General features: G+C 61.9%; 19 protein-coding genes. 6 read left to right on the forward strand and 13 right to left on the reverse strand.

The features are described 5' to 3' along the window. Nucleotides 1–148: 148 nt before the first annotated feature. Nucleotides 149–340: a DUF2964 family protein gene (locus HV770_RS12020; RefSeq protein WP_175159833.1), complete on the reverse strand. Its 192-nt coding sequence runs from the start codon at nucleotides 338–340 to the stop codon at nucleotides 149–151. Nucleotides 341–645: 305 nt separating this feature from the next. On the opposite strand from HV770_RS12020, the gene HV770_RS12025 reads away from it, so the two are divergent. Further along, nucleotides 646–1,635: a hypothetical protein gene (locus tag HV770_RS12025; RefSeq protein ID WP_246290872.1), complete on the forward strand. Its 990-nt coding sequence runs from the start codon at nucleotides 646–648 to the stop codon at nucleotides 1,633–1,635. A 598-nt stretch (nucleotides 1,636–2,233) separates the two neighbouring features. On the opposite strand, the gene HV770_RS12030 is transcribed toward HV770_RS12025, so the two are convergent. The 10 genes from HV770_RS12030 to HV770_RS12075 all read right to left on the reverse strand — a co-directional run bounded on the left by HV770_RS12030 (nucleotide 2,234) and on the right by HV770_RS12075 (nucleotide 18,129). Further along, the gene (locus tag HV770_RS12030) at nucleotides 2,234–2,746 is read right to left on the reverse strand and encodes a hypothetical protein (RefSeq protein WP_175159835.1); all 513 of its coding nucleotides are present in this window, start codon (nucleotides 2,744–2,746) and stop codon (nucleotides 2,234–2,236) included. A gap of 37 nt (nucleotides 2,747–2,783) precedes the next feature. Beyond that, entirely contained in the window at nucleotides 2,784–2,948 is a 165-nt protein-coding gene (locus tag HV770_RS12035) for a hypothetical protein (protein ID WP_175159837.1), read from the reverse strand. 48 nt (nucleotides 2,949–2,996) lie between these two features. Next, nucleotides 2,997–3,992: a 2-hydroxyacid dehydrogenase gene (locus tag HV770_RS12040; protein ID WP_175159839.1), complete on the reverse strand. Its 996-nt coding sequence runs from the start codon at nucleotides 3,990–3,992 to the stop codon at nucleotides 2,997–2,999. Nucleotides 3,993–4,057: 65 nt separating this feature from the next. Continuing rightward, the gene (locus HV770_RS12045) at nucleotides 4,058–5,647 is read right to left on the reverse strand and encodes an aspartate:alanine exchanger family transporter (protein WP_175159841.1); all 1,590 of its coding nucleotides are present in this window, start codon (nucleotides 5,645–5,647) and stop codon (nucleotides 4,058–4,060) included. Nucleotides 5,648–5,736: 89 nt separating this feature from the next. Beyond that, complete coding sequence (locus HV770_RS12050; protein ID WP_175159842.1) at nucleotides 5,737–7,830, reverse strand: glycogen debranching protein; 2,094 nt, start codon at nucleotides 7,828–7,830, stop codon at nucleotides 5,737–5,739. Further along, complete coding sequence (locus tag HV770_RS12055; protein WP_175159844.1) at nucleotides 7,817–10,315, reverse strand: glycogen/starch/alpha-glucan phosphorylase; 2,499 nt, start codon at nucleotides 10,313–10,315, stop codon at nucleotides 7,817–7,819. The genes HV770_RS12050 and HV770_RS12055 overlap by 14 nt, the downstream gene beginning before the upstream one ends. Nucleotides 10,316–10,333: 18 nt before the next feature. Then, nucleotides 10,334–12,154: a PTS glucose transporter subunit IIBC gene (ptsG, locus tag HV770_RS12060; protein WP_175159846.1), complete on the reverse strand. Its 1,821-nt coding sequence runs from the start codon at nucleotides 12,152–12,154 to the stop codon at nucleotides 10,334–10,336. 22 nt (nucleotides 12,155–12,176) lie between these two features. After that, nucleotides 12,177–14,738 carry a phosphoenolpyruvate--protein phosphotransferase gene (ptsP, locus tag HV770_RS12065; RefSeq protein ID WP_175159848.1) on the reverse strand — a complete coding sequence of 854 codons (2,562 nt, stop codon included), beginning with the start codon at nucleotides 14,736–14,738 and terminating at the stop codon, nucleotides 12,177–12,179. A gap of 90 nt (nucleotides 14,739–14,828) precedes the next feature. Next, nucleotides 14,829–17,225, reverse strand: a complete 2,397-nt coding sequence (locus tag HV770_RS12070) for a phosphoketolase family protein (protein ID WP_175159850.1) — start codon at nucleotides 17,223–17,225, stop codon at nucleotides 14,829–14,831. A 505-nt stretch (nucleotides 17,226–17,730) separates the two neighbouring features. Continuing rightward, nucleotides 17,731–18,129 carry a hypothetical protein gene (locus HV770_RS12075; protein WP_175159852.1) on the reverse strand — a complete coding sequence of 133 codons (399 nt, stop codon included), beginning with the start codon at nucleotides 18,127–18,129 and terminating at the stop codon, nucleotides 17,731–17,733. A 176-nt stretch (nucleotides 18,130–18,305) separates the two neighbouring features. On the opposite strand from HV770_RS12075, the gene HV770_RS12080 reads away from it, so the two are divergent. From HV770_RS12080 to dinB, 5 genes are all read left to right on the forward strand, one after another. After that, nucleotides 18,306–20,081 (forward strand): SulP family inorganic anion transporter, encoded by a 1,776-nt coding sequence (locus HV770_RS12080; RefSeq protein WP_175159854.1) that lies wholly within the window; start codon nucleotides 18,306–18,308, stop codon nucleotides 20,079–20,081. Between the two features lie 722 nt (nucleotides 20,082–20,803). Beyond that, entirely contained in the window at nucleotides 20,804–21,058 is a 255-nt protein-coding gene (locus HV770_RS12085; RefSeq protein WP_175159856.1) for a hypothetical protein, read from the forward strand. A gap of 90 nt (nucleotides 21,059–21,148) precedes the next feature. Next, the gene (locus HV770_RS12090; protein ID WP_246290873.1) at nucleotides 21,149–21,868 is read left to right on the forward strand and encodes a potassium channel family protein; all 720 of its coding nucleotides are present in this window, start codon (nucleotides 21,149–21,151) and stop codon (nucleotides 21,866–21,868) included. Between the two features lie 141 nt (nucleotides 21,869–22,009). Next, entirely contained in the window at nucleotides 22,010–22,687 is a 678-nt protein-coding gene (locus tag HV770_RS12095) for a carbonic anhydrase (RefSeq protein WP_175160163.1), read from the forward strand. 478 nt (nucleotides 22,688–23,165) lie between these two features. Beyond that, a complete protein-coding gene (gene dinB, locus HV770_RS12100; protein ID WP_175159857.1) occupies nucleotides 23,166–24,326 on the forward strand; it encodes a DNA polymerase IV in 1,161 nt (386 codons plus the stop codon). Nucleotides 24,327–24,447: 121 nt separating this feature from the next. Here dinB and HV770_RS12105 read toward each other — a convergent pair whose 3' ends face one another. Together HV770_RS12105 and HV770_RS12110 are read right to left on the reverse strand one after the other, a co-directional pair. Then, complete coding sequence (locus HV770_RS12105; protein ID WP_175159859.1) at nucleotides 24,448–25,908, reverse strand: heavy metal sensor histidine kinase; 1,461 nt, start codon at nucleotides 25,906–25,908, stop codon at nucleotides 24,448–24,450. Further along, a complete protein-coding gene (locus HV770_RS12110; protein WP_042328199.1) occupies nucleotides 25,905–26,591 on the reverse strand; it encodes a heavy metal response regulator transcription factor in 687 nt (228 codons plus the stop codon). Before HV770_RS12110 ends, HV770_RS12105 begins: the two co-directional genes overlap by 4 nt. Between the last annotated feature and the right edge of the window lie 12 nt (nucleotides 26,592–26,603).

Raw genomic sequence — 26,603 nt, forward strand, 5'->3', positions numbered from 1 at the left:
CATCCATACGACACTCGGATACTGGCCGACTAATGGAAGAGAAACGCGTTACCGCCATCCCGGCAAGTCGTTGGCCTCTCACCGCGCGCGAAAGGCGAGGCGTGCAGCAAGCCGCTTAGGCAACGGCTTCAGCTCCTCTGCCGCATGTTCAATCGAGGCGGTCGCGCATGCCCGCTTCCCGCTGCGCGAGCGGATTGAGCGCGACAACCAACGTCGCGATGCCCACGGCGAGCGCCAACATGCCCCAACGAAATTCGGCCGGAACTTCGTACAGCAAGCCGCGGATCGTCGCGTAAAGCCCGCCGAGCCAGATGAAAACACCAATCGACGCCCATACCATACGACGCTCGGAAACGTTTCATCGCGGCCTTCCGCCGACGGGAAACGAGATAGCTATAGCTTAGGAATTCCTATGATCGTGCGTATGCTAAAAAAAACCCATATGATTCATTCGAACTGATCGTGTACGACATTTCTTGCGAGCATCCATCCAGTTGAGGCCTCGACTTGCGGCACAACGCCCACCTGAGCGAAACAGCGTGATAGTCCAGCGGCAACGGCGCGAAGCAACAAACCGTTGCGATGACTTGTCGAAGACAACCCGACCGAGAAATCAGACGTTCACCCCTCAAATGGACACCGGACATGCCGAAGTCGATTCTTTTAGCGCGGCAGGCTCGCTCTCTGGCACCGGTGATCCTCGTGCTATTCGTACTGTTCCCACTGTCTCGGGATCTGCACGCACAAGGGACGCCGCCTCCGGCCCGAACTTTTATCGGCGCCAACGTGAAGAACTACGCCGATGCCGTGCTCGCGATCATGTCGTACACGGCCGTGCCCGACGTGACGACCAGTTCGCTGTCGATCAATAACGCGGGCACCGGCAACCCGGGTTTCGGTCAGACCCAGCTCGGCGGCGGCTTTACGCTCAGCAAGTCGTTCCCGCTGTATCTCGAAGGCACGGTCGCCTATAGCCGCTACGATCCGACCTTTATCGCGACGGAAGGCGGGCAGCAACGCCCGATTCCCACGCGATGGAACACTGTGAGCACGACGGTCGGCATCGGCTGGGATTTCCCGATCACGGACGAACTGCGTTTCAGGCCGATCCTGAACGGCATGGTCGGCCGCGTGGCAAGCGATCTGCACATCGGACAAACGGTGATCAACGAGAGGAACGATGCAAACCTGCAATTTCTCGACGGCGGTTCGCTCAATGCGTATGGTGCAGGCGGATCGCTGATGCTGGACTTCGAGCACTATCGCGAACACTACGAGATCGACGTCGAACTGCGCGCGACCGACATCTATTTGCGCAGCTTCGGCGGATCGTCGCAGGCTGTGCAGGGATCGGCGACCGCGCAACAGGTCAGCCTGTGGGCGCGATGGCGGGCGCCTACGGGCCTCACGGCGCTTGAGCGGCCGCTGCGCTATGTGCTGGAAACCGCCTATTCGCACTATTTTGGCGAAAGCGCGGGTGTGCTTGGCTTCAACGACCTCACTTCAGTGGGCGTTGGACTGGAACTCGACAGCGGCAGGTATCCGATCATCATCACGAGAACCCGGGCGATGGTGCGCTACGTGTTCGGCCACAATGTGCACGGCGTGTCGTTCGGCTTCGCGATAAGTTTCTAGCACCCGGGCGGCGTGCGCGGCATGCCGCAGCGCGCTATTGCTTTCGCACTTTCCAGTCGCCGTTGCGTTTCTTGCAGCCGGTCAGACAGCTCGCGATATCACGTATTGAGTAGCGAGCGCCAGACGCGAAAAACACGCCGTGTGCTTTTTGCATCATCAAACGCAGCGATCGCACTGCTCGCGCGGGCCGCCGCTGTGCTCGCCGTGCATTGCGTACCTACTGCGCATTGCTTGCTCGCGCGACGCTACAAACGACAGACCGGCCGCCATTCACTGGAGCCGCATGCCGGAATAAGGATTTGTGCGTTGCCGGACGTCGTATTCAATCGAGGAGAACTGGGATGACTCCATCGGGTAAGCATCAATCTCATGCGCTCAGCGACAACGTCATTCGAGCCGGGTCTGCGAAGGCGTGGATATCATCTTCAAGGGCCTCCTGCTCATCAGCGTCCGCCTTTATGATTACATGCATCAGTTCCGATGTTAGAAAACGATGATGCGGGCGCAAGGGGCACGGCGGCGCGCCGCCAGGTTCGGATGACGCGGTCCCCCGCCGCGCTAGTGTGTCCAAGCGCATCTGCGCCCTTTCCGTCTCCGTTCAAAGCCTGTTGCGCATGCTCGGATCGAATTGCGGGTCCGGCTGCTTTTGCGTTTGCCTGAGCACGCCCTGCGGGTCGAAATAGAAGTTGAAGATCATGTGGTAGATGTTGTTCTCCATGTACCGATACGACCATACCTCGCGATCCATCCGCTTGAAACGCGCCGTTTCGAACGGTCGACCGAACGCGACCAGCACATCGTTGCGCGTCCACTTGTTGACCTCGGCGCGATAGAACTCGTTTTCCTGAAGCACTTGCCGCACACCGGTCGTATTGCCCGACGCATCGAGATCGACGGCGGTGGTCGTCGTTCCCATGGGCTGCGTGGGCCACATGAGGCGCTTGCCGCCGTTGGGCAGATCATACGTCTCCTTCGGCGGACCGAGCTTCGCGATAATCGCCTGCTCATTCATGCCGATTTGCACACGCTGCTCCGGCTGTGCGCAAGCGCCGAGCACGAGCGCAACGGCGCACGCGCCAGGCGTCAACGCCAATGCAATGCGTTTTCTCATCGTTGTCTCCCGCGTTTTTGCCCGGCTTGCGTTGCGGCTATTTCGTCGAGGCGGGCTCCACGGATATCGCGAGTGCCTCTGACGCCTGCGCCTTCTCGTCGAGCAGGCTCAATGTGAGCGATTCACGATACCGCGCCGTCACGACGTCGCCGAGCGCAAGGTGGTCGAAGCTGCGCGCCTCGTTCGTCACTTCGAGTTCCATCACTTTGCCCGAACCGGTTTTCAGCGTGACATGAACGCGGCTTTGCTTCTATCCCACCTTCACCTCATTCTGCAAAGGCAGACTTTTCTCGAACGCCGAGACGCTCTCGAGCGTGGTTTCGCAGATGGTCGTCAATGCCTCATGCGTCAGATAGGCCTGATGTCCGGTGACGATTACATTTGGAAACGAAACGAGCCGCTGAAAAACGTCATCGATGATGATCTCGCTGGAGAGATCACGAAAGAAGAGATTCTCCTCCTGTTCGTAGACGTCGATTCCGAGCCCGCCAAGCTGCCCGGTCTTCAATGCGTCGATGACAGCCGCCGTATCGACCAGCCCACCGCGGCTCGTGTTGATCAGTATCGCGCCCGGCTTCGCGCGTTTTAGCGTTTCCGAATTGATGACGTGGTGTGTTGTCGGGGTGAGCGGACAATGCAGCGAAATGATGTCGGCTTTCTCCCCGATCTCGCCCGGCGTTGCATAGCTCAGACCGAGCGCTTCAAATTCCGCAGAGGGGTGCGGGTCAAAACCAATCACCCTGCAGCCAAAGCCGAGCATGATCCTGGCGAATACACAGCCGATCTTGCCCGTTCCAACCACCGCAACTGTCTTGCCGAAAAGGTCGAAGCCAGTCAGTCCGTCGAGCGAAAAATTCGAGTCGCGGGTGCGATTGTAGGCACGGTGCACCTTGCGGTTGACCGCGAGCAGTAGCGCTACCGCGTGCTCCGCCACGGAGTTCGGCGAATACGTCACGACGCGCACTACCTTCATGTCGAGCGCGGCCGCCGCTTCGAGATCCACGTTGTTGAAGCCCGTGCAGCGCAACGCGAGCAAACGCGTCCCACCCTCGTGCAGCGCGCTCAGTACTGGCGCGTCCGCCTTGTCGTTGACGAAGACGCAGACCGCACCGTAGCCGGCGGCAAGACCGACGGTGTCCATATTTAGCGAAACGTCGAAGTAATGCAGCTCGTGCTTGCCGCTTTTGTTGGCCTCGTCGAGATACCGGCGTTCATAGCGCGTCGAACTGAAGATCGCCACTTTCATGATGGACTCCTTCTGTATCCGGTTGGACGTTCATTCGCCCGTGGCGCAAGTGCGCGCAGGTGCGTTCAGCCCGCTGCAATCGCTATCGCGATCTGCACGAACAGCACCTTGACGATGGTCATCGACGGGAAAATCATCGCGTACATGATGTCGGGCTGGTCCGTCGGCGCGACGCGGTTGGCGAAGGCGAGAATCGCCGGGTTGCCGGTCGCACCGCAGATCACGCCGACCGACGTATCGAACGACAGCCTGAAGATCCACAGGCAACATATAGCCGTCACGCCGACGAGCACCAGCAACGTGATCGCGCCATAAAGCAGCAGCAGCGGCCCAGCGGTGCCCACGGTCGCGACGAACTTCGGTCCGCAAGCGATGCCCACCTGCGCGAGGAAAATCGTGAGCCCAAGATTGCGCAGCACAAGATTCGCCGACAGCGGCATCACCCAGACGAACGGTCCGCTGCGGCGGACCTTGCCGAGGCACAGCGCGACCAGCAGCAACGCCGCGAGACCGAGGCTGAACGCGCCGAGACCGGGAAAACGCAGCGGGATCGCGCCGACCAGCAGCCCGGCGGCCGCGCCGATGCCGAGGCAAATGAAACTGAGCTCGGCCGTGCTTTTGATCGAATCGCCGAAGAACGCGCGAACGCTCGCCTGATGCGCGCGATTGACGAGCAGGCCGACGCGGTCGCCCGCTTCGAGAATGAGGTCGGGCGTGGACAGCAGATCGGTGTCGCCGCGCCGCACGTGCGCGACCGCGCAGTTCACGCCGTCCGGGTAGCGCAAACTGCCGAGCGACATTCCGACGACCGAAGGATTCGAGGCGAACACGCGCATGTAGTCCAGGTCTTCCCGGTGACTCGATATGCGCCCGGGCTGCAACTCGCCGCACAGTGCCGCTGCTTCGTCGAGCAGGCGCGAGTCCGTCGCGGTGAGGAGGAGCACGTCGTCACCGCGCAGCGCGAAATCGTCGATGGTGAGCAAGTTGTGATGCGCGCGCCGCACTGCAGCGATTGCCACACCGGCAGGTAGGCGTATCAATAGCTCCGACACCTTGAGACCGAAGAGACTGGCATTGCGCAGCGCGACTTCCGCAGTCTCCATCAACTTGGCCGGCGGCTTGCCTATCTTGACTTTGAGGGCCAGTTGCAGCGCGTAGATAAATAGAATCGGCCCGGCCACGCCAAATGGATAGGCCACGCTATAGGCCACCGCGGCATCGCTGCTCTTCATCGACGCGATGGCAACTTGCAGGCTCGCCGTGCTCGTGCCGCTGCCCGCGAACATGCCGAGGGCATCGGCGAGCGTGACGCCGAAATGAATGAAGCCGCACGCGACGAGACCGGAAGCGATCACGCCGAGACACGCCGCCGCATTGGCTTTCATGCCCGCCCGGCTCGTGAGCCCGCGGAAGAACTGCGCGCCATACTGAATGCCGATGCCATAAAGAAACATCAACAATCCGAGCGTGCCCAGCAGCGTCGGCGGCGTAGATTTCGGCGCGAACGCGCCGACCGCCAGCCCAACGAACAGCACGGCCCCGGAGCCCAGCGCCACGCCTTTCACATTGATTTCGCCGACCAGATAGCCCACCGCGATGGTCAGAAAGAGCGCGAACAGCGGCTGACTTTCGATGAAGGTTCTGACTGCATCCATGCCGCCCCCTGGTGATGGACAAAGCAACACCGCAGTACATCGATATTAAAGTCGCTTTACCGCGCACCGTCCAGCGCCATCGCGCACATTCATCGCGATTCAAGCACGACGACACTGCGAGCTTCTACACGGCAGCTACCGCGTTCGAGGCGCGCGGTTTCAACAGTCGAAACAATGTCCCCCGGAGGTTGCGCAGCCGTATCGATAATGCGCCGCCAGTTTGCGTCGTCGTCGAGCGCGGGAAGCTCTGCACTGCGCGCATCGGCGTTCATGTTAAAGACGATGTGCAACCTGGGCGCGCCCGGCGCATGCCCGGCGAGCGTGAACGCGACCAGCCGTGCACCCGCGTCGCCCCATGCGGGCGCGCCGAGCCGTTCGCCATGCCAGGCGACATCGGGATGCGTTTGCCCGGGCTCCGTAGCTCCCGTGAGGAAACGGCGACGGCGCAGGCTCGGGTGACGCTTGCGAAACGCGATCATCTCGCGCACGAAACGCAGCATGTCGAGCGCGTCACCGGAAAAACGCCAGTCCATCCACGACAGCGCGTTGTCCTGGCAGTATGCGTTGTTGTTGCCCCGCTGGCTTCGCAGGATTTCGTCGCCGGCGAGCAGCATCGGTACGCCCTGGCTCAGCAGCAGGATCGCGATGAAGTTGCGCGCCTGCCGCAAACGCAGGCCGGCGATCGACGGATCATCGGTATCCCCTTCCGCCCCGCAGTTCCACGACAGGTTGTCGTTGCTGCCGTCGCGGTTGCCTTCGCCGTTCGCTTCGTTGCGTTTCGCGTCGTAGCTGACGAGATCGCGCAACGTAAAGCCGTCGTGGCAGGTCACGAAGTTGATGCTGTTCACGGGCAATCGGCCGTCCGCCTGGTAGAGATCTGCGCTACCCGCGACGCACGTGCACATCTGGCCGATCAGTCCAGAATCGCCGCGCACGAAGCGCCGGATCACATCCCGATAGCGGCCGTTCCATTCGGCCCACGCCATGCCCGGGAATGCGCCGACGTGATATAGGCCCGCCGCGTCCCACGCTTCCGCGATCAGCGGCACGCGCGCGAGCACCGGCGACGCTTCCATCGCCCACGGCAACGGCGGCGTGCGCAGCAACGCGCCGCCTTCGCCGCGCGTGAAGACGCTCGCGAGATCGAAGCGAAAGCCGTCCACACCGAGTTCCTGCACCCAGTACTCGAGGCAATGCAGGATGAACGCCGATACCAGCGGGTGATTGCAGTTGAGCGTGTTACCGCAGCCCGTGTAGTCGAGATAGCGCCCGCCATTGGCCGAATCGATGTGATAGAAGAATTCGTTGGCGAGCACCTTGAAATTGATCACCGGACCGCTAAGGCCCGCTTCCGCGGTGTGATTCAACACTACGTCGAGCAGCACGCGGATGCCGGCCGCGTGCATCGCGTCGATCAACGCACGGAACTCCTGCGGCGCGCGCTCAGCCTCGACGCAGTAGCGCGGATGCGGACTGTAGAAGCTATGTGTGCTGTAACCCCAGTAATTGACGAGCCCCTCGGCGGCCGCCGACCCAGGCACGTCCTGCTCATCGAAGGCCATCACCGGCAGCAGCTCGACGTGCGTGATGCCCAGCTCCTTCAGGTAAGGGATCTTCTCGATCAGCGCCGCGAACGTGCCCGGATCTCGAACGCCGCTCGATGGATCGCGCGTGAAGCCGCCCACATGCAGCTCGTAGATGATCGCGTCGTCGAGCGTGCGCACGGCCACGTCGTCGCGTTCAGGCAGCGGTTCGGTGACGATGGCTCGAAAGGACGCATGCCCCGGTTCGCGCACACCGGCAGCGGCCTGGCGATGCCAGTGGCGGTCGCTGACCGCGCGCGCGGCGGGATCGAGCAACTCGTAACGGCTGCCGGCTTCGTCGTCGACCTGCGGCACGCCATGATGGCCGTAGGCGCGCCACGTGTACCAGCACGGCACCGGAAGGTCTTCGACCAGCACATGCCAGAAATAGAACGTGCGGTTTCTTTCGGGCGTGAGTCCGATGATCTGAAACGGCTCGATGCTATCCGTCGAAGCGTAAAGCAGCAGTTCGAGGTGAGTCGCGTGCCGGCAAAAAACGCAGAAGTTGACGCCGTCCGGCACGACCGACGCACCAAGCGGAAATCGTGAACCGGGGCGCGCCCGATAACTGCGCGTACTTTCTACATTAGGGCTGAGCAAGGTCGATCCTCACCGCACGCGCGTTCCAGATGCGCTCGCAGTACTCGCCGATCGCACGATCCGACGAGAACTTGCCCGAGCGCGCCGTGTTGACGATCGACATGCGCGTCCACCGCCGCGCGTCGCGCCATGCGTCGCTCACGCGATCCTGACACTCGACGTAGTCCGCGAAATCGGCCAGCACGAGGAACGGGTCCGAGCGCAGCAGATTGTCGACGAGCGGCCTGAATACATCTGGATCGCCGCGCGAAAAACGGCCTTGCGCGATCTGCGCGAGCGCTTCGCGCAAGTCGTCGTTGGCCTGCACGTAGTCGGACGGGCGATAGCCGTTGCGTTTCAATTCATCGACCTGTTGCGCGCTCAAGCCGAACAGGAAGAAGTTTTCTTCGCCCGCTTCTTCGCGGATCTCCACGTTGGCGCCGTCGAGCGTGCCGATCGTCAGCGCGCCGTTCATCATGAACTTCATGTTGCCGGTGCCGGATGCTTCCTTGCCCGCTGTCGAAATCTGCTCCGACAGGTCCGCGGCGGGATAGACCCAGTGCCCGTTCTTCACGTTGAAGTCCGGATAGAAGACCACTTTCAGCCGGCCTTCGATCACCGGATCATGGTTGACGACTTCCGCGATGCCGGTGATCAGGCGGATCATCAGCTTGGCCATCGCGTAGCCCGGCGCGGCCTTGCCGCCGAAGATAAAACAGCGCGGCGCGACGTCGAGCGCGGGATTGCGGCATAACCGGTGATAGAGACTAATGATGTACAGCGCGTTCAGATGCTGCCGCTTGTACTCGTGAATGCGCTTGACCTGAATGTCGAACAGCGCGTTCGGATCGACGTCGATGCCCGTTGCGCCCGCGATCCGCGCCGCGAGCACGGTCTTGTTGTCGCGCCTGATCGCGCGCCATGCTTCATGAAAGCCGGCATCGTCGGCGTGCGCGGCGAGCTTGTCGAGCTGCGTGAGATCGGTGCGCCAGCCGGCGCCGATCGTTTGATCGATAAGACCCGCGAGGCCTGGGTTGCTCAACATCAGGAAGCGGCGTGGCGTCACGCCGTTCGTCACGTTGAGAAAGCGCTGCGGATACATCTCGGCGAAATCGTGCATCACGGTCTGGCGCAGCAGGTCCGAATGCAACGCGGCCACACCGTTGACCGCATGACTGCCCACCGTCGCGAGATGCGCCATGCGCACTTTCTTGTCGCCGCGTTCGTCGATCAGCGACATGCGTGCGACGCACGCGTCGTCGCCCGGAAACTCGCGCCGCACGTCGTCGAGAAAACGGCGGTTGATTTCGTAGATGATTTCGAGCGGGCGCGGCAACAGGCTCTGGAAGAGCGGCAGGCCCCAGGTTTCGAGCGCCTCGGGCAACAGCGTGTGATTGGTGTACGCGAAGGTGCGCTGCGTGATCTCCCATGCGGTATCCCACGCAAGCCCGTGCACGTCCATCAGCAGACGCATCAGCTCGGCCACCGCGATCGACGGATGCGTATCGTTGAGTTGCGCGGCAAACAGGTCCGAGAACTGCTCGATTGACGTGCCTTTCCATACCATTAACCGCAACATGTCCTGCAGCGAACACGAAACGAAAAAGTACTGCTGTGCGAGCCGCAGGCGCTTGCCCGCTTCGGGTTCGTCGTTCGGATAGAGCACCTTCGACAAGGTTTCCGACACGACTTTTTCCTGCACCGCCTCGTAGTATTGGCCGGCGTTGAAGTCCTGAAAGTCGAACGATTCGACCGCTTCGCTCTTCCAGAGGCGCAGCACATTGCAGGTATCGACGCGATAGCCCTGCACCGGCAGATCGCACGCGACGCCCTTCACTTGCCGCGCCGCAATCCAGCTCACGCGCAGGCGTCCCTGGTCGTCGATCTGGTGTTGCGTGTGTCCGCCAAAGCCGACGTAATGGCTCACATCCGGCCGCACGATTTCCCAGGGATTGCCGTTCTGCAACCACTTGTCGGTCACCTCGACCTGCCAGCCGTCGCGAATTTCCTGATCGAAGATACCGAACTCGTAGTGGATGCCGTAACCGATCGCCGGAATTTCGAGCGTCGACAGCGAGTCCATATAGCAGGCGGCCAGGCGTCCGAGCCCGCCGTTGCCAAGCCCGGGTTCTTCCTCGATCGCGAGGAGCGCGTCGAGATCCTGGCCGAGCGCGTGCATCGCCTCGCGCGCTTCGTCCTGCATGCCGAGATTGAGCAGGTTATTGCCGAGTTGCGGACCAATCAGGAACTCCGCGGAAAGATAGCAGGCGACCTTGACGTCCTTCTCCGCATAGACCTTCATCGAGGCGGACCAGCGCGCGAGCATCCGGTCGCGCACGCTGTAGGCAAGCGCCATGTACCAGTCTTGCGGGCTCGCAATTTCTGGATAGCGCCCCGCGCGGCAAATCAGATTCCTCACCACGTCGTGCTGAAACGCGTAGCCGCTCACATCCTGCGACGCGGCTTGCGCGTTCGCCGCGGCCTCTTCTGTGGAAACATCGTTCATGATCGCTGCCCTCGCCTGTCATGCCGGGGTTGGATGGCTTGCCGGTGTCCAGCGCAGCGCATTCGCGAGATCCTCCGCGCCGAGTCCGACCAGCAGGTCGATCGCGCCGTTCTTCAACGCTTGCGTGGCTGGCACACCCGCATCCTTGAGCGCCGCCGCGTCGATCCGCGAGACGTCGGACAGCTCGACGCGCAAGCGCGTGGCGGCAAGCGCATCGAGCTTGACGATGTTGGCCGCGCCGCCGAGCGCCGCGCGAATCTTCTCCGCGCGCGCGCTCTGCTGCGCCGAGCTTTGCGCCGCGGCTGTCGCCGCCGCGGCTACACCACTGGCCGTCGCCGCGTCTGGCGCGACCGGCGTGCCGGCAGGCGCGAGTTCGGCGTCGCTGCCGGCCGTCTTCATGTACTCCTGCATGTCGGTCTTCATGTTCTCCGACAACGGCCCGAAGATCGCCTGCACGCCATCGCCGACGCGCAACACGCCCGCCGCGCCGAGCGCCTTCAGCTTGGCTTCGTCGACGCGCGCGGGGTCTTTCACGGAAATGCGCAGGCGCGTGATGCACGCATCGAGACTCGTGATATTCGAGCGGCCGCCGAACGCCAGCACCAGTTCGCGCGAACGCCCGCCCGTACCACTCGCGGCGAGCGGCGCGCTTTCAACCGTGTCGAGTTCGCGGCCGGGCGTCTTCAGATTGAAGCGCGTGATCACGAAGCGGAATATGCCGTAATAGATCGCCGCGTAAATCGGGCCGAGAATGAACACGTACCACGCATGCGTGGCCTTGCCGCCGATCAGGTTGAACATCAGCAAGTCGATGCCGCCTTGCGAAAACGTGAAGCCCATGCGCATGCCCAGCGTGTTCGCGACGAACTGCGCCGACGCCGCGAGGCACGCGTGGATGATGTAAAGGACCGGTGCGACGAACATGAACGCGAATTCAATCGGCTCGGTGATGCCGGTCAGGAAGGACGTCAGCGCGGCCGAAATCATCATGCCGCCGACGGCTAGCTTTTTCTCCGGCTTCGCGCAGTGCCAGATCGCGATGGCGGCGGCCGGCAGGCCGAACATCTTGAACAGGAACGCGCCTGCCAGGATGCCGGCGGTGCGGTCGCCGGCAAAGAAACGGGTGATGTCGCCGTGCACCGTCCTGCCGGTGGTCGGATCGAGGTAACTGCCCATTTCGAAGAAGAACGGCACGTTCCAGATGTGATGCAGGCCGAACGGAATCAGCAGACGCTCGATGAAACCGTAGATCGTCGCCGCCGTGCGCGGGTCGGACACCGCCGCCCAGTGCGAGAAGGCCTTGATGCCGCTGCCGATCGGCGGCCACACGAACGACAGGATGCCGCCGAGCACGATGGCGCCGATCGCCGTCACGATCGGCACGAAGCGCTTGCCGGCGAAGAAGCCGAGATATGCCGGCAACGTGATCCGGTAGTAGCGGTTGAACATCCACGCGGCAAGGCCACCGGCGAGGATGCCGCCGAACACGCCGGTCTGGATCGACGGGATGCCCATGATCATGTCGGGCTCGATCCCTTCGACCTTCGCGATCACGCCGAGCGTCGCGGTCATCACCAGATAGCCGATCGTCGCGGCAATGCCCGAGACGCCGTCGTTCTCGGTGAAGCCGAGGGCGACGCCAATGGCGAAGATGAGCGGCAGGTTGCCGAAGATCACGTCGCCCGCGTTCTTCATCAGCGCGAGCACGATGGCCGGCACGTAACCGTGGAAGTCGGTCGCACCGAGACCAAGCAGCAGCCCGGCAACCGGCAACACGGCGACCGGCAACATCAGCGACTTACCGATTTTCTGCAAGACTCCGAACGCATGCGAAAACATGGCTGGTCTCCTCTCGATCCGCTCAATCGGCAAAGCGCGCAAGATGCGCGCGAACTTCGGCGGCGGTGCCCAGGCGCAGCACGTCGGCGGCGAGTTTGCTGGCTTCGGCCATCGTCAGCCGCGCAAGCTGGGCCTTCACTGAACCGACTGCGGGAATACTGACCGACAGTTCATCGATGCCGAGGCCGGCGAGCACCGGCACCGCCATCGCATCCGACGCGATGCCGCCGCAAATGCCGACCCATTTGCCGTGCCGATGCGCGCCTTCGACCGTCATACCGATGAGACGCAATACCGCAGGGTGAAGCGCGTCGGCCTGTCTCGCGAGTTGCGGGTGGCCACGGTCCATCGCGAGCGTGTATTGCGTCAGATCGTTCGTGCCGATCGAGAAGAAGTCGACTTCACGCGCGAGCGGTTCGGCGATCAACGCGGCGGCAGGCACTTCGATCATCACGCCGATCTTCACGCTCGCGGCATGGTCGCCGGCTTCTTCGAGCAGGAGCTTGCGCGCCGCCTGCACTTCTTCGATCGTCGCGATCATCGGGAACATCACGTGCAGATTGCCGAGCGGCGCCGCGCGCAGGATCGCGCGCAATTGCGTGCGGAAAATGTCGGGATGCGCGAGGCTCACACGCACGCCGCGCAAACCGAGGAATGGATTGTCTTCCTTCGGCAGCGGCAGATACGACAGCGGTTTGTCGCCGCCAACGTCCAGCGTGCGCACGACGAGGGGACGTTCGCGGCCGAGCGCTTCGGCTACCGCGCAGTATTCGGCGGCCTGCTCGTCTTCGGATGGTGCGGTGTCGCGCGCATCGAACAGGAACTCGGAGCGCAACAGGCCCACGCCCTCCGCGCCGGCCGCCACCGCGTCGCGCGCTTCCTGTGCATTGCGGATGTTCGCGACGACTTCGATGCGGTGACCATCGGCCGTCATCGCGAGCTTGGTCGCCGCGAGCTTTTCGGCTTCGCGTTTAGTGGCCTGGCGGCTGATGCGTTGGTTCGCCTGTTCGAGTTCGTCGGCGCTCGGGTTGCGCCGCAAGCTGCCGCGCGATCCGTCGAGCACGACGGGGGTGCCGTCGGCGAGTTGCAACGCGCGTGCGTCGATGCCGCAAATCGCGGGAATGCCGAGCGAACGCGCAAGGATCGCGACGTGACTCGTCGCGCCGCCGGTCGTCGTGCAAAAGCCGAGCACCTTGCTGCGATCGAGCGATGTGGTGTCGGACGGCGAGAGTTCTTCCGCAATCAGAATCGAGTCCTGCGGCACGTCGATCTGCGCCTGCCTGACGCCCGCGAGCAACGCGAGCACCCGGCGGCCGACGTCGCGGATGTCGCCCGCGCGTTCGCGCAGCAGCGGATTGGCGAGCTTTTCGAGCGTGTCCGCCTGCGTCTGGAACGCCGCGCGCCACGCGAAGCCCGCGCCCTTGCCTTCGCTGATGCCGGCGATGGCCATATCGTTCAGGTCGGGGTCGTCCAGCAGTTCGAGATGCGCGGCGAGAATCTGCGCTTTCGACGCGTCGGCAAGCGTCGCCTTCAGCGCTTCGATCTGCTGGCGCGCCTGGTGCCTCGCCGCTTCGAGTTGCGCGCGTTCGCGTTGCGGCGACTCGCCCGTTTCGGTTACTTCGATCGCTTGCTGGCGAAATTGCACCACCTTGCCGACGGCAAGGCCTGGTGAGGCGGAAACGCCGGTGAATTCGTTGGCGTCGGTGAGCGGGGAGCGGGTTGCAACTGGCTCGGCGATTGGTGTGGCGGCTTGTGCGGCGATCGGTGCTGAAGGTGTTGAAGGCGCAGGCGCGTCGCCGGGCTTTTCGCCGGAACCTTCGGCAAGCACGCGCGCGAGCACGCTCGCCGCTTCCGCCGCGTCGGGTCCACGCGCCTCGACGCGTAGCTTGTCGCCGAGCGTGGTGGCAAACCCCATGATCGCCACGATCGACTTCGCATTGACGCTGTCGCTGCCGCGCAGCAGGCGGATCTCCGACGTGAATTTCTTTGCTTGCGCCGCGACGACGGCGGCGGGCCGCGCATGCAGGCCCGCCGGATTCGGCAGCGTGATTTCGCCGGAGAGGATTGCGCCGGCCGCACCGGCCGTCTCCTTGTCCGGGACGCTGCCGACCAACTCGACGTACAGGGCCGTGTCGGTGCCCGCGTTGACGAGGCCCTTCGCGGGCACATAGCGCGTGACGAGTTCGCCGTTGGCGATCACCATCTGCGTGAGCAGGCTGCTCGCCTTCGCGCCGACCGCCACCGGATCGAAACGGATCAGCGGTGTGCCGACCGCGACCGTGCCGCCTTCGCTGACCAGCGGCATGAAGCCCTCGCCGCGCAGCAGCACGGTGTCGAGTCCGATGTGCAGCAGGACTTGCAGCCCGTTGTCGCCCGTGATCGTCACCGCGTGGCTGGACTTATGCAGTTGCGTGACCTTTCCGGCAAGCGGCGCGAGCAACTCGTCAGAAGTCGGATCGATCGACACACCGTCGCCGACCATCTTCTGCGCGAAGACCGGATCGGGCACGCTATCCAGCGGCACCATCACGCCCGAAAGTGGCGCGATCAGCTCGATACGCAGAGGACGCTCAGGAGCTTTCATTGCGACGACTCCTCATGCTTTGACGCTCGCGTGAATGCGTTCGATCCGGGCCGAGTGAGCGAGCGAGGCACGGCGCCGACTACGAACCGCTCAATATGGCCACACCCATTCGGAAATCTCCGGGCTATCGGTGCCGTGCTCGTGCGCGTAATTTATGTTGAGGATGATGGCGTTCCTCATGTCCTCGCGCAGATGCGCGGTTCTGCCTTGCAAGCGAGGCACGCGGTCGAGCACGTCGAGCACCAGGTTGAAGCGATCCACCTTATTGAGGATCGCGAGTTCGAGCGGTGTGTTGATGTTGCCCTTCTCGGTGTAGCCGCGAACGTGCAGATTCTCGTGATTACGAAAGCGATACGCGAGCTTGTGAATCAGCCACGGATAGCCGTGGAAGTTGAAGATCACGGGCTTGTCGACGGTAAACAGACTGTCGAACTCTCGCTCGCTCGAACCGTGCGGATGCTCGCTCACCGGCTGCATCCTGAACAGATCGACCACGTTCACGAAGCGCAGTCTCAACTCGGGCAGACGCTCGCGCAAGATAGCCGTGGCCGCGAGTGCTTCCTGCGTGGCGACATCGCCGCATGAAGCCATTACCGCATCCGGCTCCATGTCTTCGTCATTGCTCGCGCGCCGCCACACGCCCATGCCCTTTGCGCAATGCACGACCGCTTCGTCGATGGTGGTGAATTGCAGATGCTTCTGCTTATCGGCGACGATCACGTTGATGCAGTCGGTCGAGCGCAGGCATTGATCCGCGACGACGAGCAGCGTATTGGCGTCAGGCGGTAAATAGACGCGCGTGACCGACGGGCTCTTGTTGGTCACGAGGTCGATGAAGCCGGGGTCCTGATGCGAGAAGCCGTTGTGATCCTGACGCCATACCGTCGACGAAAGCAGAATGTTCTCCGAGGCCACCGAAGCGCGCCACGGCACATGGTTCTTGCACACGTCCAGCCACTTCGCGTGCTGGTTGAACATCGAGTCCACCACGTGCGCGAACGCTTCGTAAGTGTGAAAAAAGCCATGACGGCCGGACAGCAGATAGCCTTCGAGCCAGCCCATCAACGTGTGTTCCGAGAGCATCTCCATCACGCGGCCGTCGTGCGCGAGTTCGCCGCCGTCGTCGTCCTCTGGCAGCATGTCGGCCATCCACACTTTCTTGCTCACTTCGTAGATGGACTGCAAGCGGTTGGACGCGGTCTCGTCAGGACCGAAGACGCGAAACGTGTTCATGTTGCAACGCATCGTGTCGCGCAGGAACTGGCCGAGCGGCAGCGTGTTCTCGCGCAGCACCTTGCCGGCGTGCGTGACGTCGACCGCGTAGTCGCGGAAGTCCGGCAGCTTCAACTCGCGGCGCAGTATGCCGCCGTTCGCATGTGGATTGGCGCTCATGCGGCGTGGCCCTTGCGGCGCAAGCTCGCGCAGCTCGGCGAGCAACCGGCCGTTGTCGTCGAACAACTCGTCGGCCTTGTAGCTGCGCAGCCAGCTTTCCAGCAGTTCGAGATTCGCGGGGTTGCCGCTCACATCGGAAAACGGCACCTGATGCGAGCGCCACGAACCCTCGACCTTGTGGCCTTTGATCTCCTTCGGCCCCGTCCAGCCCTTCGGCGTGCGCAACACGATCATTGGCCAGCGCGGCCGCTCGGGAGTGCCGCTTGCACGCGTTCTTTCGTGAATCGCGCGGATTTCGGCGATGACCGTATCGAGCGTGTCGGCCATCTTCTGATGCATTTCCGACGGCTCCGATCCTTCGACGAAATACGGCGTATAGCCATAGCCCTCGAATAGCGCTTTCAGCTCGCCGTGGCTGATGCGCGAGAGGATCGTCGGATTGGCGATCTTGTAGCCATTCAGGTTCAGGATCGGCAGAACGGTGCCGTCGCGCACCGGATTGATGAACTTGTTCGAATGCCATGCGGTAGCGAGTGGGCCGGTCTCGGCCTCGCCGTCGCCCACCACGCACGCGACGATCAGATCGGGATTGTCGAGCGCCGCGCCGTAGGCATGCGAGAGGCTGTAGCCGAGTTCACCGCCTTCGTGAATCGAGCCGGGTGTTTCGGGCGTCACATGCGAGCCGATATGCCCCGGAAACGAGAACTGCTTGAAGAACTTCTGCATGCCCTCGGCGTCTTCGCTCTTGTCCGGGTACACCTCCGAGTAGGTGCCTTCCAGATAAACGGGGCCGAGTACGCCTGGCGCACCGTGTCCGGGGCCCGCCATGAAGATTACGTCGAGGTCGTCGCGCTTGATCACGCGGTTCAGATGGGCCCAGACGAACGACAACGCGGGGCTTGCGCCCCAGTGTCCGAGCAGACGGTGCTTGACGTGTTCGACTTTCAAGGGCTCGCGCAAAAGCGGATTGTCCCTGAGATAAATCATGCCGACCGACAGGTAATTGCACGCGCGCCACCAGTCGTCGATGCGTCTGAGTTCGTCGCCTGATAGCGTAGCGCGATACGAAGCATCCGATGCGCGATCGTCGCTCATGCTGGCGTCTCCTGTCCTTGCAGCCTCCACCCGAATGGATGTAGAAGCGTCGGGCGTGCTGCGGCGGCGCTGTAGTTTTTGCCGGGCCGCGTCGCGCCCTACCGACGACCCTTTACATCGGATTACCAACAGAACTCTGTAAGCTCGCTGACAAAAAAGCATATGTTACTGAGCGCAGAATGCAAGCACGGTCGGATTTCCGCCGCACGAATGCAATCTTTGTGTTGGGCTCTGACGTGCGGTTCGAGTTTTTGTATTATTCGCTTAGCGAAGCGTGCGGCGGCATTTCCTTGAAAGCAGTACGTCTCAAGTTGGTTTTTGCGTTTTAGGTGCACGGTTCTAGGGGGAAGGCGTCCAACTGGACGCGAGAATAAAACTCAATATGGAGGAATGCCGCAATTCTTGCCGATCGAAGACGAAGCACGCCATCGACCGTCAGGCATTGGACGCATCCGCTCTTGATTTCCCGCCGTGGAGACTCCTACCCGCATCGAAGGCTCGCCCCTCAGTGGTGAACGGGCCGAACCGGTGATCCCATTGGCCGAATCACTGCGGCCGCCCGCGCCTGAATCTTTGCCGCGGACGAAGTCGTTTCATGCGGATTGGCTGCGCGGTCGTACCCGTTCATTTGTTCATCGACGACAAAGTCCGCGACTCTGATCGCGTCCATCGGGTTGCCGTCCACGTCGGACCACTCACAAGCCGCGCGATTGATTTTGGTGAGCGCCGCGACAGCAAGCAGTACGGCATCCGTCTCGGTGATCTTGCCTTCGAGATCATCTGCGTCGTAGTCCGCAATCCGTAGAGCCCCGTCGATCAGACTGTCGTCGTCAATCAAGTCGGTCAAGACCGCATGAACCATTGCGAGGCAGGCATCCTTGCGTGCAAGTGCGATATCTGTCATGAGGTTCTCCGGCATCGAAGTGACTGGTTAGCGGACTGTGGCGGCCGCGTCGTAGAACAAAGCGAACGCTACCCGGCCACAGGGCGGGTTTAGCTGGCAGATCAAGCAGGTACGCTTGAAGAGTCGAGCGCATACTGTCACCATCCACGCCTCTCAATCGTCTGAAGGTGCGAACCATGCGGACCGATACCCCTTTTCGCCCGGAGCACGAAACAAGAAGCGCACAACGATGGCTTCGCTCGTTGCCCGGTATTCAGGTCGTCAAAGGATATCAGGCAAGCTGGCTGCCGAAGGATCTGGCCGCAGGGCTGGTGCTGACCACGATGTTAGTGCCGGTCGGGATCGCTTACGCGGCGGCTTCAGGCGTTCCGGGGGTATGCGGCCTGTACGCGACGATTGTTCCGCTGCTCGCCTATGCGGTATTTGGGCCCAGCCGAATATTGGTGCTCGGGCCGGATTCCGCGCTCGCCGCACCCATATTGGCGGTGGTTGCGCAGCTCGCCGCCGGCGATCCCTCTCGCGCGATTGCGGTGGCCAGCATGATGGCCGTCGTCTCCGGGGTGGTCTGCATCGTGATGGGAATCTTGCGGCTGGGCTTCATTACCGAACTGCTGTCCAAGCCCATCCGTTACGGCTACATGAACGGCATTGCGCTCGCGGTGCTGATCAGCCAGTTGCCCAAGCTGTTCGCCATCTCCATCGAGGAACAAGGACCGCTTCGCGATCTCATCAGCCTCGTGCAGGCCATCGCCGCGGGCAAGGCCAATTGGACCAGCTTCGCGGTGGGCGCGGGAAGCCTCGTGCTCATCCTCTTTCTGAAGCGTTTCGAAAAGCTCCCGGGCATTCTCATCGCAGTCGTGCTGGCGACGCTGGCTGTCAGCTTATTCGGCCTCGACAATCTCGGCGTCAAAGTGCTCGGCAAGATTCCGCAGGGACTGCCAGCGTTCGCGCTGCCGTGGGCAAGCGGCGTGGACCTGGCGAAGATCGTCCTTGGCGGCAGCGCGGTCGCGCTCATCGCATTCGCCGATACCAGCGTGCTGTCGCGAACCTTCGCTGCGCGCGCCAACAGCCGGGTCGACCCGAACCAGGAGATGATCGGCCTCGGCGCCGCCAACCTTGCGGCCGGACTCTTCCAGGGTTTCCCGATCAGCAGCAGTTCCTCTCGCACCCCCGTGGCGGAAGCGGCAGGCGCGAAGACGCAGTTGACGGGCGTCGTAGGCGCCGTGGCGGTCGCAGCGTTGCTGCTGGTGGCGCCGAACCTGTTACGCTTTCTTCCCACCAGCGCGCTCGCCGCAGTGGTCATTGCGGCAGCCATTGGTCTCTTCGAGATCAACGACCTCAAGCGCATTTTTCGCATTCAGCAATGGGAGTTCTGGCTATCCATTGCGTGTCTGGCGGGCGTCGCTGTCTTTGGCGCCATCCCCGGTATCTGCCTTGCGGTGGCAATAGCGATCATTGAATTTCTGTGGGACGGCTGGAGACCGCATTTCGCGGTTCTCGGGCGCGTTCCTGGCTTGCGCGGCTACCACGACCTGGAGCGCTATCCGCATGGCGAGGGGATTTCCGGTCTCGTTCTGTTCCGGTGGGATGCACCGCTCTTCTTCGCCAACGCCGAGCTGTTTCAGGACCGTCTGTCACAGGTCATCGCGCAATCGCCGACACCCGTTCGCAGAGTGGTCGTGGCTGCAGAGCCGATGACGAGCGTGGACGTGACATCGGCCGATATGCTTCGCGAGTTAGTCGGCAAGCTGAAAGCGCTTGGCATCGAGTTGCACTTCGCCGAGCTTAAGGATCCTGTGCGCGACAAGTTCAGGCGCTTCGAAATGATGGACCTTCTCGGGGACACGCAATTTCATCCCACGATAGGCAGTGCGGTCGATGACCATCTTGGCAGTCATGCCGTCAAAGAGCATCGTGGCGATGCCGGTCCGACGCCGTTGGACGAGACGTGACCGGTCATGGCTTGCGTGGGAGAATCCGCTCCCGGCGGCTCTGATTTGTGCCATCGTGGCCTGCAGCAATAGATGCTCGTTTTCGTCGGCAGAGCTTGTCCTGGATTTGGACCCGGGAGCATGCAAATGCGGCTTGCCGGCCATAAACGACAGTCGTCAACGCTCTGGCAATGCCAATCGAGCGGCTTCTCTGCGTCGGACAGCCACCATCGAGTCGACGCTGTCGCGTAGGCGCAACGAGGTTATGGGATACGGTTGGACCGTCTATGAGATCGCTAGCAGCGGCTGAACAATTTGAAACGCTGAACGCCGACGCGCGGCTTCGTCGTCATTGAATGCAGTGTTCTCCGCTAGTGCTGTATGCGGCAATTCTTCTGACGGGTACAGACAAGTTCCGCTAGTCGCGCCGGTTTGGGTGGGCCGTAATTAACACGGTGGCGTTCTCGAATTTCTGATCATCGCCGGCCACTGAATGACCCGTATGCCTTTGAGACTTGCCGGCTCGGGTCGGTTCGGGCGATCGCGTCGGGCAGTGGTCGGCCATGAATGACAATGGCCGTTCGTCGGGCCACGATCAAACTAACTATTCGGAAAATATCCATCTATATTTGGAACACCCGGTCGCGTCACGTCATTGTCTTGGCTCCCTCAAAGTCGAGGCTCGTGTACGCCCCACGTTTGCGCTTGTGTACCGAGGCGACCGGTCGACGACGAGGGGCATCATGGCCTATATATCACTGGACGGAACACGCAGGGACGGCCACATTCGCAACAGCGGGCGACTGGCACCGTTCCGGCATCGACCGCTCCCCCGGCGCCCCAGCGACCTGGCGGTCGTCGTCAATGCCGCTGTGCCGATTAGCGAAACGGGTATCGTGCAGGTTCTGACTCTCGGTCTCCACCGGGCGCCGAACAACCTCGCGATCAATCAGGCGCGTCGCCAGGCGTTCAAGCCGAGATCCCTCGGCGAACCTTGAACTGCGTTTCAACTTATACGTTGGGTGCGCAAGTGATATCTCGAAACAGCATGTCGGCGTTACTGGCCTTTGGCGGCCTCGATTTGGCACATGTTACGAACCGAGCGAGAGATCAATATGGCTGTCGATGCCACGCGCGACGCCCTGTCGCATATTTTTTTCCAGCGTTGCTTCTGGCTGTTTGCCGTGCTCCTCGCTCTCATCGGCGGGGTGTCGTTTGTCCCTGCGACCGACCATGGCCGCCTGGTGGTAAGCGGTGTCAACATGTTTCTCCTCATCGCGACGGTCGCAGCTGTCGGGCGCACGTCACTGTCGTTCGTCGTCGGGCTGTTACTCGCCGTTCCCGCAGTGTGGTTCCAGTACGTGGGTCTCTGGCACGACAGCGACACGGACCTGACATGGTCGTGGATGTTCAGCGCCGCACTTTATTTCATGACCACCGCCTATCTGCTCCGCTACGTTTTCCAACCGAGGATCATGACGCAGGACAAGCTGTTTGGCGCTGCGGCTGCGTATCTTCTAATCGGTGTGCTCTGGGCGTACCTTTACGCGATCGTCGGATTCTTCTATCCGCAGTCATACATGATCGTCGGGCAACCGGGGCGACTGGTCTATGCTGATGCCCTTTACCTGAGCATAACCGTGCTCACCAGTACAGGCTTTGGAGACGTGACGCCGCTCACGCGCCAGGCGCGCGGCCTATGCATGATCGAGCAGATAAGCGGTGCTTTGTTCGTCGCGATACTCATCGCCCGCTTGGCCGGGGTTTATCCGCCGCGAGAGAGTTATATCGACGACAAGGAGCCGTAGCCGCTCGACGATTGCACCTGCGCGCGCAAGCAGACTGGAATCTGATTGCGGAGGACTGAGGCTCGCCCGTATCCCGACGCGCGAGAACCGGGCGGATCGTCAGGCTCGACGGCGCACAACTATTTGGTTCGGAGGCACGCCATGCGCAAACTCATAATGGGCATTGTCGAATTCCGCGAGAAAATGCTGCCGCGATATGCAGAGCAGTTCGGTAAGCTTGCGCTCGCCCAGACACCTGACGCACTCTTCATCACGTGCTCGGACAGTCGGGTTGTGCCGGACCTGCTCGCATCTACTCACCCGGGCGATCTGTTCACTATGCGTAACGTCGGCAACTTGATACCGCCGGCGACCGCGGAAGGGGTCTCGACCGGCGACCTCTCCGAGGCAGGCGCGATCGAGTACGCAGTGTTGATCCTGAAAGTCGCGAATATTGTCGTGTGTGGACATTCCGAATGCGGCGCGATGAAAGCCGTCTTTGCACGCAACCCGAAGCTGAAAGCGCCGAACCTCGATAAATGGCTATGCCATGCCAACATTGCGGCGTTTCGTCTCGAACACGAAGGCCCGCTCGACGACAGGCTAAAGCCGCACGACCAATTGTCCCAACTCAACGTCCTTGTGCAAATCGAGCATCTGATGACCTACCCGATCGTCCGCCAGCAGGTCACCGCCGGGGCGTTGGTATTGAGCGGCTGGTGGTTCGACATCGCGACGGGCGACATGTATGCCTATGAGCGGGCGAGCCGGTCGTTCGAGGTCATTGACCGCGCGCTGGCTGAGCGGCTTGCTGCGCGCCTCGCTTCGCGCGCGCGGTGAGAGGGCGCTGATCCCTTGGAGCGTATTTTTTTGGTTCAGAGGGGTCATAATTTGCATCGATCATTTGCAGCGGACCGCGTGGCAGTGGCTTGTCGCGAATCACTGAAGCGAACGCGGTGGCCATATCGGAAATTCACACAAATACTGCTGCGCGCGTACGGTTGGCTGTCGCTTACTTCGTCCTGCTGCATTGCAACGGCTTGGTCGGTGGCCTGACGCCGATCTTGCACCCTTGTGCTGTGAACAGTAGAATACTGTATGGATATACAGCATACTCGGCGTTGGTGAAGATGTGCCTCCAGAGAATGTACGTATAGCTGATCCCAAGCGACCAAGAACGCGGGTTTCGATATTCAAGCCATATTGGCTGCCGCGACGCATCAACGCCCATGTTGTTTTCGAAAGCTAATTTAAGCGCCCACGCGACCCTGCATACGGAAATTGGAAATATGTTGTGTAGTGTGGCAATACAGTCGTCGTGAGCAAACAGCCATCACGTCGCATCGCGCATGTCGACATGGATGCGTTCTATGCTTCAGTCGAACTGCTTCGCTATCCTGAGTTAAGGGGCAAACCCGTTGTAATCGGAGGTGGCCCCAATGCGACACCGGAACTTCAGTCCGACGGTACGCGGCGCTTCGCCAAACTCCGCGATTACGCCGGACGTGGTGTCGTCACGACATCGACGTACGAGGCGCGAGCGTTCGGCGTGTTTTCCGCGATGGGCATGATGAAGGCTGCGCAACTCGCGCCGGATGCGGTTCTTTTACCAACCGATTTCGACTCCTATCGACGCTACTCGCGCCTATTCAAGGACGCAGTTCGAACATTCACAGACCAGATCGAGGACCGAGGGATTGACGAGATTTACGTTGACCTCACGCTGGTGGACGGTGACTCGCGTGTGCTCGGCTCTCGCATCAAAAATGCAGTTCGAGAAGCAACCGGCTTAACCTGCTCCATTGCGATTGCACCGAACAAACTTCTTGCAAAGATCGGCTCAGAACTGGACAAACCCGACGGACTGACGATTCTCACGATGTCGGACATTGAGTCACGCATCTGGCCGTTAGCTGCAAAAAAGGTGAACGGTATTGGACCTCGGGCGAGCGAGCGCCTAGCCGGTCTCGGCATCGTGACGGTAGGTGACATCGCTTGCGCTGACCTTGGATTGCTACAGGAAAGCTTCGGACGGACCTACGCGGCCTGGCTGGCGCGAATAGCGAACGGAGTGGACGACCGCGAGGTCGTCGTGTCGTCTGAGCCCAAGTCAATGAGTCGCGAAACGACCTTTGAACGAGATATGCACGTCGAGCGAGACCGAGAAATCCTCACTCCCGCGCTGACTCGCCTTTGCGAAAAGGTCGCACAAGACTTAGACAGCAAGGGCTACTGCGGCCGGACGGTTGGAGTGAAGATCAAATTCTCGGACTTCAAGGTCGTCACAAGGGATATATCGCTGCCCGCGGGAGTTCGCGACTCCGCCGCCATCCGGCGCGCCGTCAGCCTATGTTTGAAACGAATCGAGTTGGACCGGCGCATAAGGTTGATCGGAGTGCGGGTTAGCGCGCTCGAACGTATTTCGCTTGACAACCCGGTTAGAGGTCCAGTCCAAGGCGAACTCCCGTTCAGTCCATAGGCGCACCTTTTCCCTGCGTGGTCCGCGACGGTACAAGAACTTCTCGCGAGACGGAGATGGTTCCGGGTCGTTGAACGTCCGTGCCTGCCAACGCGCAGGCGCTGAAGCCGCGTGTGCCGGTTCAGGCCGACTTGCCTTTCGCGAGCGGCGCGTAACCGTCCGCGACCGTCATGCCGGCATTCGGGCCATTCGGGCGCGCGATCTGCGCGTCTGCGCCGATCTGCGATACCGCGACCGAAAACGCAAACGTGTTGATCCCCTGCGCGCTGTGCGCCGATACGGTGCCGCGATGCATCTCCGCAATCGCCTTCACGATTGCCAGACCCAGCCCGTGGTTTTCGCGGCTGTTCGTGCGCGAGACTTCCGCGCGATAGAAGCGGTCGAACAGATGTTCGAGCACGTCCGGCGCAATCGGCTCGCCGGGGTTCGCCACCGCGATGCGCACCTGATCGCCGTCGCGCACGATCGTCACCTTGATCGTCGCACCCGGCTGGCAATGCTGGATCGCGTTCATCAGCAGATTCGCGCATGCGCGGCCGAACAGCGAGCGATTCACGCGCGCCTGCGCGTCGCCCTGCAAACTCGCGTACACGCGCGCTTCTTCGAGCGGAATCTCCAGAAACTCCAGCGTATGTGCGACTTCGGCGGACAGCGATACCTCGATCAGACCGGTCGCGCGCTCGCCCTGGTCGGCGCGCGCGAGGAACAGCATGTCGTTGATGATCGCGCGCATGCGCTCGAACTCTTCGAGATTCGATTGCAGCGTATGACGCAGATCGTCGACCGAGCGATTGCGCGTCAACGCCACTTCGGTCTGGCCGATCAGGATCGTCACCGGCGTGCGCAGTTCATGCGCGACGTCCGCGTTGAACGATTCGAGGCGGCCATACGCGCCGTCCAGACGTTCGAGCGCACCGTTGAAGGAGTTCGCGAGATCGTTCAGTTCGAGCGGCAGCGACGCGGTGTTCAGACGTTGCGAACGGTTGTTCGGGCTCACGGCGGACGCATCGCGCGTGAGCCGCGTGAGCGGCGCGAGTCCGAGGCGTGTCACCGAATAGCTGAGCAGCAGCACAGCGAGGCTGCCCAACGCGGACAGCGCGGCGAGCGCCGAGCCGAACACGCGCATCGTGCGCACATTCGGCGAGTAGCTCGACGCCACCTGCAATTGCACGGGCGGACGCGTGCCGTAAGCGGGAATGGTCTGCGTGAACGTGAGCATGTCCTGGCCGCCCCCGGGCGGGGTCACGCGCGTATAACCGCCGGGCCAGTTCTTCACGACTGGACCGTCGACCGGCTTGCCGTAGTTGTAGGACGGGTCCATGCTCGACACCGAGTACACGGTGCTGCTGTCGTGCGGCGTCATGTCGGTGAGTTTTTCGCGGGCCATGCGCCATTTTTCCGGCGTCACCGCGTGATAGACGATGATGCGGGCGATCTGCGTGCGATCGTCGAGCGACTCGCGCAAGTGATGTTCCAACTGCGTGCGCAGCACCAGAAACAGCCCGGTTCCGACCAGCGTGAACACGAACAGCGCGACGAGCGCGAACATCGATGCGAGGCGACGAGCGATCGAACGGTTCATGACGATTCAGCCTCTTCGCGCACTTCCAGCACGTAGCCCATGCCGCGCACCGTGTGCAGCAGCTTCGAGGGGAACGGGCCGTCGAGCTTCGCGCGCAATCGTTTGATCGCGGTCTCGACCACGTTGGTGTGGCTGTCGAAATTGACGTCCCAGACGAGTTCGGTGATCGCCGTCTTCGACAGAATGTCGCCTTGCCGCCGCGCGAGCACGCTGAGCAGCTGGAACTCCTTCGCGGTCAGGTCGAGGCGCACGCCGTCGCGCGTCGCGCGCCGGCCGATCAGATCGACGAACAGATCGCCGACCGAAATCAGCGTGGATTCCTGCGAACGCGTGCGGCGAGCCAGCGCATGCAGTCGTTCCACCAGTTCGAGAAATGAGAAGGGTTTGGTCAGGTAGTCGTCGGCGCCTTCGCGCAGGCCGCGCACGCGGTCATTCACATGGTCGCGGGCGGTCAGCATGATGACCGGCGTCGACTTGCGCATGCGCAGCGCCTTGAGCACGCTGAAACCGTCGCGCTTGGGCAGCATCACGTCGAGGACGATCACGTCGTAATCGAATTCGGTCGCCAGATGCATGCCTTCCTCGCCGTCCAGCGCCACGTCCACGACCCAGCCCTGCTCTGTCAAACCGGAGCGCAGGTAGTCCACCACCTTGTGCTCGTCTTCAACGATCAGCAATTTCATGCGCGCGTCCCC

Origin of the sequence: Paraburkholderia fynbosensis, from assembly GCF_902859935.1 — a bacterium.
Classification (GTDB): domain Bacteria; phylum Pseudomonadota; class Gammaproteobacteria; order Burkholderiales; family Burkholderiaceae; genus Paraburkholderia; species Paraburkholderia fynbosensis.

What these genes read in the sequence shown, in the direction of transcription:
- HV770_RS12020 (WP_175159833.1), bottom strand. Translation starts at nt 340, where the DNA reads ATGGTATGGGCGTCGATTGGTGTTTTCATCTGGCTCGGCGGGCTTTAC.
- HV770_RS12025 (WP_246290872.1), top strand. Translation starts at nt 646, where the DNA reads ATGCCGAAGTCGATTCTTTTAGCGCGGCAGGCTCGCTCTCTGGCACCG.
- HV770_RS12030 (WP_175159835.1), bottom strand. Translation starts at nt 2,746, where the DNA reads ATGAGAAAACGCATTGCATTGGCGTTGACGCCTGGCGCGTGCGCCGTT.
- HV770_RS12035 (WP_175159837.1), bottom strand. Translation starts at nt 2,948, where the DNA reads ATGGAACTCGAAGTGACGAACGAGGCGCGCAGCTTCGACCACCTTGCG.
- HV770_RS12040 (WP_175159839.1), bottom strand. Translation starts at nt 3,992, where the DNA reads ATGAAAGTGGCGATCTTCAGTTCGACGCGCTATGAACGCCGGTATCTC.
- HV770_RS12045 (WP_175159841.1), bottom strand. Translation starts at nt 5,647, where the DNA reads ATGGATGCAGTCAGAACCTTCATCGAAAGTCAGCCGCTGTTCGCGCTC.
- HV770_RS12055 (WP_175159844.1), bottom strand. Translation starts at nt 10,315, where the DNA reads ATGAACGATGTTTCCACAGAAGAGGCCGCGGCGAACGCGCAAGCCGCG.
- ptsG (WP_175159846.1), bottom strand. Translation starts at nt 12,154, where the DNA reads ATGTTTTCGCATGCGTTCGGAGTCTTGCAGAAAATCGGTAAGTCGCTG.
- ptsP (WP_175159848.1), bottom strand. Translation starts at nt 14,738, where the DNA reads ATGAAAGCTCCTGAGCGTCCTCTGCGTATCGAGCTGATCGCGCCACTT.
- HV770_RS12070 (WP_175159850.1), bottom strand. Translation starts at nt 17,225, where the DNA reads ATGAGCGACGATCGCGCATCGGATGCTTCGTATCGCGCTACGCTATCA.
- HV770_RS12075 (WP_175159852.1), bottom strand. Translation starts at nt 18,129, where the DNA reads ATGACAGATATCGCACTTGCACGCAAGGATGCCTGCCTCGCAATGGTT.
- HV770_RS12080 (WP_175159854.1), top strand. Translation starts at nt 18,306, where the DNA reads ATGCGGACCGATACCCCTTTTCGCCCGGAGCACGAAACAAGAAGCGCA.
- HV770_RS12085 (WP_175159856.1), top strand. Translation starts at nt 20,804, where the DNA reads ATGGCCTATATATCACTGGACGGAACACGCAGGGACGGCCACATTCGC.
- HV770_RS12090 (WP_246290873.1), top strand. Translation starts at nt 21,149, where the DNA reads ATGTTACGAACCGAGCGAGAGATCAATATGGCTGTCGATGCCACGCGC.
- HV770_RS12095 (WP_175160163.1), top strand. Translation starts at nt 22,010, where the DNA reads ATGCGCAAACTCATAATGGGCATTGTCGAATTCCGCGAGAAAATGCTG.
- HV770_RS12105 (WP_175159859.1), bottom strand. Translation starts at nt 25,908, where the DNA reads ATGAACCGTTCGATCGCTCGTCGCCTCGCATCGATGTTCGCGCTCGTC.
- HV770_RS12110 (WP_042328199.1), bottom strand. Translation starts at nt 26,591, where the DNA reads ATGAAATTGCTGATCGTTGAAGACGAGCACAAGGTGGTGGACTACCTG.